The organism is Castellaniella defragrans 65Phen (genome assembly GCF_000612685.1).
GTDB lineage: Bacteria > Pseudomonadota > Gammaproteobacteria > Burkholderiales > Burkholderiaceae_B > Castellaniella > Castellaniella defragrans.
Window position 1 is genome coordinate 2,598,373 of the sequence record NZ_HG916765.1, and the last position, 12,554, is coordinate 2,610,926.

At 70.3% G+C, this 12,554-nt stretch carries 10 protein-coding genes and 1 tRNA gene; 10 read left to right on the forward strand and 1 reads right to left on the reverse strand.

From position 1 onward, the window contains the following. Positions 1-152: 152 nt before the first annotated feature. From norR to BN940_RS11650, 5 genes are all read left to right on the forward strand, one after another. Complete coding sequence (gene norR, locus BN940_RS11630) at positions 153-1,727, forward strand: nitric oxide reductase transcriptional regulator NorR (protein WP_043683233.1); 1,575 nt, start codon at positions 153-155, stop codon at positions 1,725-1,727. 130 nt (positions 1,728-1,857) lie between these two features. Further along, the gene (locus BN940_RS11635) at positions 1,858-3,648 is read left to right on the forward strand and encodes an ABC transporter ATP-binding protein/permease (RefSeq protein ID WP_043683236.1); all 1,791 of its coding nucleotides are present in this window, start codon (positions 1,858-1,860) and stop codon (positions 3,646-3,648) included. 93 nt (positions 3,649-3,741) lie between these two features. After that, complete coding sequence (locus BN940_RS11640) at positions 3,742-4,119, forward strand: SirB2 family protein (protein ID WP_043683238.1); 378 nt, start codon at positions 3,742-3,744, stop codon at positions 4,117-4,119. Positions 4,120-4,136: 17 nt separating this feature from the next. Next, a complete protein-coding gene (locus BN940_RS11645; protein WP_043683240.1) occupies positions 4,137-5,036 on the forward strand; it encodes a LysR substrate-binding domain-containing protein in 900 nt (299 codons plus the stop codon). Continuing rightward, on the forward strand, positions 5,023-6,207 hold the full coding sequence (locus tag BN940_RS11650; RefSeq protein WP_043683243.1) for a DUF3734 domain-containing protein: 1,185 nt from the start codon (positions 5,023-5,025) through the stop codon (positions 6,205-6,207). Before BN940_RS11645 ends, BN940_RS11650 begins: the two co-directional genes overlap by 14 nt. An 87-nt stretch (positions 6,208-6,294) precedes the next feature. Here the strand turns inward: BN940_RS11650 and BN940_RS11655 are convergent, their stop codons facing one another. Beyond that, positions 6,295-7,215: a DMT family transporter gene (locus tag BN940_RS11655; protein WP_043683246.1), complete on the reverse strand. Its 921-nt coding sequence runs from the start codon at positions 7,213-7,215 to the stop codon at positions 6,295-6,297. Between the two features lie 41 nt (positions 7,216-7,256). Between BN940_RS11655 and BN940_RS11660 the strand changes: the two genes are divergently transcribed. The 5 genes from BN940_RS11660 to BN940_RS11680 all read left to right on the forward strand — a co-directional run bounded on the left by BN940_RS11660 (position 7,257) and on the right by BN940_RS11680 (position 12,527). Then, positions 7,257-7,796, forward strand: a complete 540-nt coding sequence (locus BN940_RS11660) for a MarR family winged helix-turn-helix transcriptional regulator (RefSeq protein WP_043683248.1) — start codon at positions 7,257-7,259, stop codon at positions 7,794-7,796. A gap of 91 nt (positions 7,797-7,887) precedes the next feature. Beyond that, positions 7,888-9,378 (forward strand): efflux transporter outer membrane subunit, encoded by a 1,491-nt coding sequence (locus tag BN940_RS11665; protein WP_084330656.1) that lies wholly within the window; start codon positions 7,888-7,890, stop codon positions 9,376-9,378. 19 nt (positions 9,379-9,397) lie between these two features. Continuing rightward, the gene (locus tag BN940_RS11670; protein ID WP_084330657.1) at positions 9,398-10,723 is read left to right on the forward strand and encodes an HlyD/EmrA/EmrK family protein; all 1,326 of its coding nucleotides are present in this window, start codon (positions 9,398-9,400) and stop codon (positions 10,721-10,723) included. 95 nt (positions 10,724-10,818) lie between these two features. Then, entirely contained in the window at positions 10,819-12,345 is a 1,527-nt protein-coding gene (locus BN940_RS11675) for a DHA2 family efflux MFS transporter permease subunit (protein ID WP_043687014.1), read from the forward strand. Positions 12,346-12,451: 106 nt separating this feature from the next. Continuing rightward, positions 12,452-12,527 (forward strand) — tRNA-Asn (locus BN940_RS11680). Positions 12,528-12,554: the final 27 nt, after the last annotated feature.

The following is a 12,554-nucleotide window of genomic DNA, read 5'->3' on the forward strand; positions in this document are numbered from 1 at the left end:
CCGGGGGGCGTCACGTGTGTTGCTTCATCCCTCATCAAGCAATATGCGTGCCAACTCCCTCACCTAGGGAAACTACTGATATAAATCAAAAGAGGTATTTTTTACCCTTTCTAACAGGGTATTAAATACCATTACATGGTATAAAACACCCCATGGAAACGACGCTTCTGAACGATCTGTCCGCCGATCTGCCCGACGGCGTGCGCCTGCAGCGCGCCGCCACGGCCATCCGCGAGGCCTTCGCCTGCGACGCCGTCGGCCTGCTGATGCTCGACGCCGCCGACACCCTGCACATGGTCGCCGCCTCCGGGCTGGCCCACGAAGCCCTGGGCCGGCGCTTCGTCGTCGCCCAGCATCCGCGCTTCGCCACCATCCTGTCGCGCCGCGAGCCCACCTGGTTCGATCCCGAAAGCGTGCTGCCCGATCCCTACGACGGCCTGCTGGACGACCGCAAGGGCTCGCCGCTGCCGGTGCACGACTGCATGGGCATGACGCTGTACCGCCAGGACCGCCCCTGGGGCATCATGACGCTGGACGCGCTCACCACCGGCGCCTTCGACGAGGCCGCGCGCGCGCGGCTGCGGCGGCTCGGCCTGATCCTGCAGGCCGCCGTGCGCGTGACCGACCTGGAGCGCGAGAACCGCCAGCTGCGCCAGCTGGGCAGCACCCAGCAGGGCCTGGAGCACATCGGCGAGGCCACCGAGATCCTCGGCCACAGCGAGGCCATCCAGTCGCTGCTGCACGAACTGGATCTGGTGGCCGACTCGGACCTGCCCATCCTGCTGCTGGGCGAGACCGGCGTGGGCAAGGACCTGTTCGCCCGCCGCCTGCACCGGCGCTCGCGCCGCAGCCAGCAGCCCATGATCCAGGTGAACTGCGCGGCCCTGCCCGAGTCCCTGGCCGAAAGCGAGCTGTTCGGCCACGTGAAGGGCGCCTTTTCGGGGGCGACGTCCGACCGCCCCGGGCGCTTCGAGGCCGCCCAGGGCGGCACCCTGTTCCTGGACGAGGTCGGCGAACTGCCGCTCAGCCTGCAGGCCAAGCTGCTGCGCGTGCTGCAGAACGGCGAGATCCAGCGGCTGGGCACGGACCAGGTCATCAAGACCGACGTGCGCATCATCGCCGCCACCAACCGCGACCTGAAGGCCAACACGCAGGCGGGGCTGTTCCGCACCGACCTGTACCACCGCCTTTCGGTCTATCCCATCCCGATCCCGCCGCTGCGCGAGCGCGACCGCGACGTCCTGATCCTGGCCGGCCATTTCCTGGAGTTCAGCCGCGCGCGCCTGGGGCTGCGCGGCGTGCGCCTGTCCTACGAGGCCGAGCGCGCCCTGCGCCAGTATCCCTGGCCCGGCAACGTGCGCGAGCTGGAACACGTCATCAGCCGCGCGGCGCTGAAGATGCTCAGCCGCGGCGCCTCGCGCGACCAGGTGCTGACCATCGGCCCGGAACTGCTGGACCTGGACATCCCCGCGCCCGAATCCCCGCCGCCGGCGCCGGCGCCCGCCCCCGTCGGCCCGGACGGCGAAGCCGCCCCGCCGCCGGCCGACGCCATCGTCCCGCTGCGCGACAGCGTCGAGGCCTGCCAGCGGAGCGCCATCGGCGCGGCGCTGGCCGCCCACCACGGCAACTGGGCACGCGCCGCGCGCGCGCTGGGGCTGGATTCCAGCAATCTGCACAAGCTCGCCCGCCGCCTGGGCATGAAGCCCGAGCCGGGCGCCCTGTCCTGAACCGATTCCGGCCGCCGCGCGCCGTCGCCGCGCCGGAACTATTCCGCATCGCCGCGCCTCCAACTACAATCCTCACGCTCGGCCCGGTCCGGCGGGCGCCTCCGATCGTCCTACAAGGAACCGCATCCCCATGCAATGGCAAGACGTCCTGATCGAAAGCGGCCTGTGGCTGGCCAAGGCTTACGCGCTCACCCTGCTGGCCGGCGCCGCCGTCGTCTGGGGCCTGACGCGCTTCACGCGCTGGGGGCGCCAGTTCCGCCGCCTGAGCGCCGGCTACTTCTCCCTGCGCCGCAGCTGGAAGCCGCTCGCCGGCGTCGCCCTGATCCTGCTGCTGACGCTCGCCGCCGTGCGCCTGGACGTGCTGTTCTCCAATTGGTACAACACCATGTACAGCGCGCTGCAGGCGCTGGACGAACCGGGCTTCTGGGCGGCCATGCTGCTGTTCTCGCTGCTGGCGGCCGTGCACGTGATCCGCTCCCTGTTCGATTTCTACGTCCAGCAGGCCTTCGTCGTGCACTGGCGCGAATGGCTCAATGAGCAGCTGCTGGGCCGCTGGATGCAGGGCCAGGCCTACTACCGCTCGCAGTCGCTCAGCAACCTGGCCGACAACCCCGACCAGCGGATCCAGCAGGACATCACCAATTTCGCGCAGACCTCCATGACCCTGGCCGTGGGGCTGATCAACGCGCTCGTGTCCACCATCGCCTTCACCGTGATCCTGTGGAACCTGTCGGGCCCCATGACCGTGCTGGGCCACGAGATCCCGCGGGCCATGGTGTTCCTGGTCTTCATCTACGTGTTCCTGGCCACCCTGCTGGCCATCTGGATCGGCAAGCCGCTCATCCGGCTGAACTTCCTCAACGAAAAGCTGAACGCCGACTACCGCTACGCCCTGGTGCGCGTGCGCGAATACGCCGAAAGCATCGCCTTCTACCGGGGCGAGCGCGTCGAGGGCCGCACGCTGAGAAACGGCTTCGCCCAGGTGATCGGCAACGCCTGGGACATCATCTACCGGTCGCTGAAGTTCCTCGGCTTCAACTTCGTCGTGACCCAGACCGCGGTGGTCTTCCCCTTCATCCTGCAGGCGACGCGCTTCTTCTCCAAGCAGATCAGCCTGGGCGACCTGATCCAGACCGCCCAGGCCTTCGGCCGCCTGCAGGAGAACCTGTCCTTCTTCCGCAACATCTACGACAGCTTCGCCACCTACCGCGCCACGCTGGAGCGTCTGGCCGGATTCGACGACGCCATCGACGCGGCCCGCGCCATGGAACTGCCGCGCACCCATCAGGACGGCGCGCGCCTGGCGCTGCTGGGCGTGACCGTCAACCGCCCCGACGGCCAGGCGCTGATCCGCGACCTGAGCCTGGAAGTCGCCCCAGGCCAGCCGCTGCTGGTGCGCGGCCCGTCGGGCTCGGGCAAGACCACGCTGCTGCGCATGATCGCCGGCATCTGGCCGCACGGCTCGGGCGAGATCATCCGTCCCGACACCTCCGCCCTGTTCCTCGCCCAGAAGCCCTACCTGCCCCTGGGCACCCTGCGCCAGGCGCTGCACTATCCGCAGCCCGCCGACGCGGTCCCGCCCGGCCAGGACGAGGCCATCCTGGACCAGGTGCAGCTGGGCCATCTGCGCGACCGGCTCGACGTCGAGGACGACTGGAGCCGCATCCTGTCGCTCGGGGAACAGCAGCGCCTGGCCTTCGGCCGCCTGCTGATCGCCCGGCCGCAGGCCGCGTTCCTGGACGAGGCCACCTCCGCCATGGACGAGGGCCTGGAGGACGCCATGTACCGGCTGCTGCGCGAACAGCTGCCGGAGGCCCGAATCATCAGCGTGGGCCACCGCGGCACCCTGCGCCGGCACCACCGCCACGAGCTCGTGCTGCAGGGCGAAAGCGGCGGCTGGACCTTGAATCCGATCGAATGACCCCGCGCCCGGCCCGGGCCGCGCCCGTCCGGCGGCCCGGGTACGGTACACTCGTCCAGGCCGCGCCGGCCTGCCGCACCCACTTCCAATGCCATGAATTACTACTTTCCCATCAAGCACCTGCACGTCACGGCCGTCAGCCTGAGCATCATCCTGTTCCTCATCCGGGCCTACTGGTCCGTGACCGGATCGCCCCTGCTGCAGAAGCGCCTGGTGCGCATCCTGCCGCACGTGATCGACACCGTGCTGCTCACCTGCGGCGTGATCCTGGCGGCCATGATCGGCCCCGAGCAGCCCTGGATCCTGACCAAGATCGTGCTGCTGATCGCCTACATCGGCGTGGGCACCTACGCCATCAAGCGCGGCCGCACGCCGCGCACGCGGCTGATCGCCGCCGTGTGCGCCGTGGCGATCTTCGTCTACATCGTCGGCGTGGCCCTCGCCAAGAGCCCCGCGGGCTGGTTCGCCTGACGGCGGGTTCGCCCGCCATGCTCGGCCTGAGCATCCGCCAGCTCGAAGTCTTCGTCGCGGTCGCCACCGCCGGGGGCGTGCGCCAGGCCGCCGACCAGCTGCACCTCACCCAGCCCGCCGTCAGCATGGCCCTGGGCGAGCTGGAACGCCAGCTGGGCGCCCCTCTGTTCGACCGCGAGCGGGGCCGCCTGCGCCTGAACGCCCAGGGGGCGGAACAGCTCCCCCTGGCGCGCGAGATCCTGGAGCGCCTGGGCGACATGCAGCGCCGCCACCACGAACCCGGCGGCGCCCTGGAAGGCGAACTGCGCATCGGCGCCAGCAACACGGTCGGCAACTACCTGGTGGGAGAGCTGCTGGGCCCCATCGCGGCCCGCCACCCCATGGTGGCCCTGCACCTGACCGTGGACAACACGCGGGACATCACGCGCATGCTGCTCGACCACGCCGTGGACGTCGCCTGCGTCGAAGGCCCCGTGCATCATGCCCAGCTCGAAACCCTGCCCTGGCGCACCGACGCGCTGGTCGTCTGCGCCGCGCCGGCCCACCCCCTGGCGCAGCGCGCGCGGCTGCAGCCGCGCGATTTCGCCGACGCCCGCTGGATCCTGCGCGAACGCGGCTCGGCCACCCGCAGCCTGACCGAGCAGGCCCTGACCGCCCTGCCCCCGGGCCGCATCCTGCTGGAGCTGGGCCAGATCGAAGCCATCAAGCAGGCCGTGATCGCCGGCCTGGGCATCGCCTGCCTGCCCTACGCCGCCACCCTGGACGCCGTGGCGACGGGCCGGCTGCGCGTGCTGCGCACGCCCTTCCTGCAGCTGGACCGGCGCCTGTCCATCGTGCTGCACCGCAGCCGCTATCGCGGCGCCCTGATCGAAGCCTTCCTGCAATCCCTGGAGACCGGAACCCATGCCCAAGAATGAACCCCGTCCGGCGACGGCCGCCCGCGCCTACGAAACCCGCGCCCTGGTGCTGCAAGGCGGCGGCGCGCTGGGCGCCTACCAGGCGGGCGTCTACGAAGGCCTGCACGAGGCGGGCGTCGAGCTCACCGACCTGGCCGGCATTTCCATCGGCGCGCTGAACATCGCCCTGATCGCCGGCAATCCGCCCGAACGGCGGGTGGAGCGGCTGCATGCCTTCTGGAACACCATCTGCCAGCCCTACGTCGGCCCGGCGGCCAACCCGCTGTTCGAGCACAGCCTGTTCCAGATCAACGACCTCGCGCGCCAGTTCCTGGGCGCCGTGCACGCCGGCAGCGCCCTGATGGTGGGCCAGAAGGGCTTCTTCCGCCCGCGCTTCCCGCCGGCCGCCCTGTCGGCCGCGCTGGACCCGGCCTGCGTGGGCCACTACGACACCCGCCCGCTGAAGGACACGCTGGAGGCCCTGTGCGACTTCGACCGCATCAACGACGGCGGGCTGCACGTCTCGGTCGGCGCGGTCAACGTGCGCACCGGCAATTTCGCCTATTTCGACAACCGCCGCATCCGGCTGCGGCCGGAGCATTTCATGGCCTCGGGCGCCCTGCCCCCGGCCTTCCCGGCCATCGAGATCGACGGCGAGTACTACTGGGATGGCGGCCTGGTGTCCAACACCCCCCTGTCCCAGATCCTGGAGCAGAACCTGGGGCGCGACACGCTGGTGTTCCAGGTGGACCTGTGGTCGGCGCGCGGCCCCGTGCCGCGCAGCCTGAGCGAGGTCGGCGACCGCATCCAGGACATCCGCTATTCCAGCCGCACCCGGCTGGTGACCGACCAGATGCAGGCCTACCGCAGGATGCAGCGCCTGCTGCGCGAGGTCCTGGACCAGGTGCCGGCCAGCCGGCGCAGCGCCGATCCGGCCTGCCAGAAGGCCGCCGCAATGGCCAGCGACAAGCGCAGCAACGTGATCCACCTGATCTACCGCGACAAACCCTACGAGCAGCACTTCCGCGACTACCAGTTCGGCCTGGCGACGATGCGGGAGCACTGGGCCTCGGGCCTGCAGGACATCCGCAAGACGCTGGCCCATCCGCGCTACCTGGCGATGCCCGAGAACGCGGCCGGGTTCATCACCCACGACGTGCACCGCGACGAGATCGAGCAAGGCATGAAGTGAGCCCCCGCCGGCCCGGAGCGGCGGGATGCGGGAGCGCCGCGCCCGAAAGGGACCACCGCGGGGACCGCCGCGCCGGAACGGCCGCGCTCAGCCCCGCCCCTTCGGCCGGTGTCCCAGCACGATGGCGGAAACGGCCACCAGGACCGTGCCCGCCACCTGGAGCAGCGTGATCGGCTCGCCCAGGAAGAGCCAGGCCAGGAACAGGATCGACACCGGCCCCAGCAGCCCGAGCTGGGCCGTCAGCGGCGCGCCGATGCGCGCCACCGACCACATGATCATGAAGGTCGGCAGCACCGTGTTCAGCGTGGCGTGGACCAGCGACAGGCCGTAGACCGGCAGTTCCTGATCCAGCCCGGCCAGGCCCTTGACCGCGAAGAAGTGCGCCATCGTCACCCCGGCCGACACCGTCATCGCATAGGCCGTCAGCCGGGTCGCCGTGACCCGCTCGACCAGCTCGCCCGAGCCGATCAGATACATGGAATAGGAGAACGCCGCGCCCAGCACGCAGGCCGAGCCGAGGACGACGTCCTCGCCCGAGAGCGAGAGGTCGGCCCAGAACACCAGCGCCACCCCGCCGTAGGCCAGGGCCATGGCCAGCCACTGGCGCGGGGCGATGGGCTTGCGCAGGAACCAGGCGGAGAACAGCAGCACGAAGGTCGGCGAGAGGAACAGGATCAGCCGCTCCAGCCCGGCGGAAATGTACTGCAGCCCGAGGAAATCCAGGAAGCTGGACAGGTAGTAGCCGATGAAGCCCAGCAGCGCGATGCGCAGGCTGTCGCGCCGGTCCAGCCGCGCCAGCAGCCCGCGGCGCACGCGCGCCATCTGCGCCAGGGCGATCGCGGCGAAGAACGGCAGCGCCAGCAGCATGCGAAAGCCGATCACGTCCAGCGCATCCACCCCGTGCAGGTACAGCAGCTTGGCCACGATCGCCTTGGCCGAGAACAGCACGGCTCCCAGGCCCGCCAGCACGAAGCCGGTCCAGAACATGCCCCGGGAAGGCGGTGTCATTTTATTTGCCTAGTCAGATATTGTTGGGTTAGAATTTTAACATGCAAGATACCCGGCCCGACGGCCCCCCCTCTCCTCCGCAGGGCGGCGCCTGCCAGCACTATGGCGGCGTCCCCGGCGATCTCGGTCCCGAACGCAACGTGGGCCTGCTCGTCAAGCACGTGCACGTCCTGCTGCACCGGATCATCGACCTGCAGGTCTGCCCCCTGGGCCTGACGGCCAACCAGTGGCGCCCCCTGATGCTGATCCTGCACCGCGGCATCGACACTCCGGCCGAACTCGCGCGCACCCTGGACGTGGACACCGGCGCCACCACGCGCATGCTGGACCGCCTGGAATCCAAGGGTTTCGTGCGGCGCGAGCGCGTGCCCGAAGACCGGCGCGTCGTGAAGATCGTACCGACCGAAGCGGGCCGCGCGGTGGGCGCCCGGATCCTGCCCGCCATCGCCCAGACGCTGAACATCCACCTGAGCGGCTTCTCCGAAGACGAAATCCACATGCTGATCGCCCTGCTCAAGCGCATGATCACCAACGGCGAACGGCACCTCCAGCAGGCCGCGGACCGCCCCGACACCCCCTGACGATTCCTCCAGGCACGAAAGCCGCTGCCCGCGTCCTATAACTGTCTAGTCAGATACAGACCCAATCAATAACATTCAGCTTCCTGTCAGCATGAAACCCCTCATCCCCCTGCTGCTCGCCCTGTCGCTTTCCGCCTGCGCCCCCATGGACCCGGGCACGCCCGCCACCCGCGCGCTCGACGCCCAGACCCTGGGTTTGTCCGACGACGCCATCGCCTGGCCCGGTGAACGGTGGTGGACGCGCTACCAGGACCCGCAACTGGACGGCCTGATCGACCAGGCGCTGCGCTCGAACCCGTCCCTGGACGCCGCCGCCGCCCGCGTGCGCGCCGCCCGGGCCGCCGCGCGCGGCGCCCGCGCCGTGCAGTGGCCGCAGGTCAATGCCAACTACCACCTGACGCGGCAGCGCTACAGCGAGAACTACATCTATCCGCCGCCCCTGGGCGGCTCGTACCAGACCGACACCGGACTGGGGCTGCAGCTGGACTTCGACCTGGACCTGTGGGGCCGCCAGCGCGCGCTGACCGGCGCCGCCGTCCAGCGCGCCGCCGCGGCCGAAGCCTCGCGCCGGCAGGCCCGCGTGCTGCTGGTCTCGGCGGTCGCCCAGGCCTATTTCCAGCTGCAGAACGCCCGCGCCCAGGCCGACGCCATCGGCCACATCGCCAGCAAGCTGCAGGAAGCCCTGGACATCACCCGCGACCGCTACAGGAACGGCCTGGGCACCCAGGTGGACGTGGACCAGGCCGACTCGGCGGTCTCGTCCGCGCGGGTGCAGCTCAGCCAGGCGCGCAACAATGCCCAGCTGCTGCACCACCAGCTCGCCGCCCTGCTGGGCCAGTCGCCCGAGCAACTGCCGGACCTGGCCGCGCGCCCGGGCGCCGCGCTGCCGCCCGACGTGCCCGGCCATCTGCCCATGGCCCTGCTGGGCCGGCGCGCCGACATCACCGCCGCCCGCCTGCAGGCCGAGGCGGCCGGCGCGGAAGTCTCCGCCGCCAAGGCCGATTTCCTGCCCAACATCGACCTGTCGGCCAGCTTCGGCTACCTGTCGCTGGGTCTGGACAAGCTGGTGCGCGGCAGCAGCGAGAACTACGGCGCCGGCCCGGTCATCACCCTGCCGATCTTCAACGCCGGCGGCCTGAACGCCCGGCTGGAAGGCCGCCGCGCCGAGCGCGACGAGGCCATCGCCCGCTACAACGAGACCATCCTGGGCGCCCTGCGCGAGGTGGCCGACGCGCGCGACTCGATCCATTCGCTGCAGGACCAGATCCGCCACCAGGAAGCCAGCATGAAGGCCATCGCCTCGGCCTACGACGTGGCCCTGAGCCGCTACAAGGCCGGCCTGGGCGACTTCGTGCAGGTGCTGCTGGCGCAGAGCGAGGCGCTGAAGCAGACCGTGCAGACCACCGACCTGCACGCCCGCGCCTACATCCTGGACGTGCAGCTGGCGACCGCCCTGGGCGGCGGCTACGTCCAGGACGACGGCGCGCCGCGCGCCGCCGGCGGGAATCCGGCCGCCGGGAATCCGGCCCCTTCGGCTCCGGCCGCCGGGCAGCCCGCCGCCACGCATCCGACTCAACCGTGAACCTTACCCCGACCGCATCATGACCGTATCCAGCCCCAGCACTTCTCCCGCCCGCACCCGCCTGCTGCTCTGGGCCACCGGCGTCTTCGTCCTGGCCGCCCTGCTCTACGGCGCGTGGTGGCTGCTCTTCGCCGGCCATTACGAATCCACGGATGACGCCTACGTCCACGGCAATCTGGTGCAGATCAGCGCCCAGATCCCCGGCACGGTGGTCGCCATCGGCGCCGAGGAAACCCAGTCCGTCGCCCAGGGCGCCCATCTGGTGACCCTGGACGACAGCGACACCGGCATCGCACTGGCCCAGGCGGAGGCGGCGCTCGCCCAGACCGTGCGCCACACCCAGACCCTGTTCGTGCAGAACGACGCCCTGGCGGCCGACGTCGCCGTGGGCGAGGCCAACGTCGCGCAGGCGGAAACGCAGCTCAGCAAGGCGCGCAACGACCTGCAGCGGCGCGACGCGCTGCGCGGCACCGGCGGCGTCAGCGGCGAGGAACTGCTGCACGCCCAGGTCGCCGTGAAATCCGCCGAGGCCGGCCTGGCCCAGGCGCGCGCCGGCCTGGCGGCCGCGCGCGCCAAGCTTGCCACCAACCAGGCCCTGACCCGCGGCAGCACCGTGGCCACCCACCCCGACGTGCTGCAGGCCGCCGATCAGGTGCGCCAGGCCTGGCTCGCCGGCGTGCGCACCCGCATCCCGGCCCCGGTGGGCGGTATGGTCGCCCAGCGCTCCGTCCAGTTGGGCCAGCGCATCCAGCCGGGCACGCCGCTCATGACCATCGTGCCGCTGGACAGCCTGTGGGTGGAGGCCAACTTCAAGGAAAACCAGCTCGACGCCATGCGGCCCGGCCAGCAGGCCACCCTGCGCTCCGACCTGTACGGCGGCAAGGTCACCTACCACGGCACGGTCGCGGGCATCGCCGCCGGCAGCGGCAGCGCCTTCGCCCTGCTGCCGGCGCAGAACGCCAGCGGCAACTGGATCAAGGTCATCCAGCGGGTGCCCGTGCGCATCCGCCTGGACCCCAAGGAACTCCAGGCACATCCCCTGCGCGTGGGCCTGTCCATGACGGTCGAGGTCGATCTGAACTCCGCGCCCGAACGACAGGCCACCGAAGGCGGACAGGGGCGGAGCGGCCAGGCGGCCGAAGCGGCCCTGAGCACCCCGGTCTTCGACCACGACCCGGCCGAGATCGACGCCCGCATCCGCCAGATCATCCAGGACAACATCGGCTCGGCGGACGCGCCCGGCCTTTCCCGCGGCGGCGCCGCCCCGGCGGGGACGGCCGGCACCGCCCAGGGCACGCCCGGCAGCGCCAAAGGCACGGCCGGCCACGCCAAGGAAACGCCGTGAGCAGCGCGGCCGCCACGCCGGAAGACCAGGCCGGCCCGCGCCCGGACGACGCGCCCGCCGCGCCGGCCCAGCCGGCCGCCACGGGCTATCCGCCCCTGGAAGGCAGCGCCCGCGCCTTCGGCACCATCGCCCTGTCGGCCGCGGTGTTCATGAACGTGCTGGACTCGTCCATCGCCAACGTCTCCATTCCCACCATCGCCGGCGACCTGGGCGTCAGCGCCACCCAGGGCACCTGGGTGATCACCTCCTTCGCCGTCGCCAACGCCATCACCGTGCCGCTGACCGGCTGGCTGACGCAGCGCTTCGGCCAGGTGCGCCTGTTCGTGCTGTCGGTGCTGCTGTTCGTCATCAGCTCCTGGCTGTGCGGCTTCGCCTGGTCGCTGGAATCGCTGGTGTTCTTCCGCGTGCTGCAGGGCGCGGTGGCCGGGCCGATGATCCCGCTGTCGCAGTCCCTGATGCTGGCCAGCTACCCCAGGGCCAAGGCCGGCATGGCCCTGGCGCTCTGGTCCATGACCATCCTGGTCGGCCCCATCGCCGGGCCGCTGCTGGGCGGCTGGATCTCGGACAATTATTCCTGGTCCTGGATCTTCTACATCAACGTGCCGGTCGGCCTGCTCGCCGGCTGGGCCTCGTGGCAGGTCTACAAGGACCGTGAATCGCGCCGCGTCCGCCTGCCCATCGACCGCATCGGCCTGTTCCTGCTGGTCGTCTGGGTCGGCGCCCTGCAGCTGATCCTGGACAAGGGCAAGGAGCTGGAATGGTTCGCCAGCCCGCTGATCTGCGTGCTGGCCGTGGCCACGGTGGTGGCCTTCGTCTATTTCGTGATCTGGGAGCTGACCGCCGCCCACCCGGTGGTGGACCTGACCCTGTTCGCCCAGCGCAATTTCACCTCCGGCACCATCGCCCTGTCGGTCGCCTACGGCGTGTTCTTCGGCACCGTCGTGCTGCTGCCCCTGTGGCTGCAGAACACCATGGGCTACACGGCCACCTGGGCGGGCGTGGCTTCGGCCCCGGTGGGCATCCTGGCCATCATCCTGTCGCCGGTGGTGGGCAAGCTGCTGGCCCACCACGACCCGCGTCCGATCGCCACCATCGCCTTCCTGATCTTCGCCCTGATCAGCTACATGCGCGCCCAGTTCAACACCAGCGTGGACCTGTACACGGTGATGCTGCCCACCTTCATCCAGGGCGCGGCCATGGCGACGTTCTTCATCCCGCTGACGACGATCTCCCTGTCGGGCCTGAGCCCGGACCGGATCCCCGCCGCCGCCGGCCTGTCGAACTTCTTCCGCCTGGTCTGCGGCGCCTTCGGCACCTCGATCACCACCACGATCTGGGACAACCGCGCCTCGCTGCACCACAGCCGCCTGACCGAAGCCGCCCGCCCCGGCGAACCGGCCTTCGACCACATCATGGGCGGCCTGCAGAGCCTGGGCGTGGACCCGCAGCGCGGCGCGGGCATGCTCGACCGGGTGATCAACCAGCAGGCCTACACGATGTCGGCCACCGACATCTTCTACGCCTCGGCGCTGATCTTCCTGGTCCTGATCGGCCTGATCTGGCTGGCCCGGCCGAAGTCGGCGGCCCACGGCGGATCGGGAGCGGCGGCGGGGGCGCATTGAGCCTCACTCCAGGGGATGCAAGGGGCGCGTCAAACCCGCCAACCCGCTTGTCACCCCGCTTTGCGCACACACGGAAATTTATGCTATAGTTTCGCTTCTTCGCAGTTCCCCGATAGCTCAGTCGGTAGAGCGACGGACTGTTAATCCGCAGGTCCCAGGTTCGAGCCCTGGTCGGGGAGCCAAGAAATTCAAGGACTTAGGTGAAAACC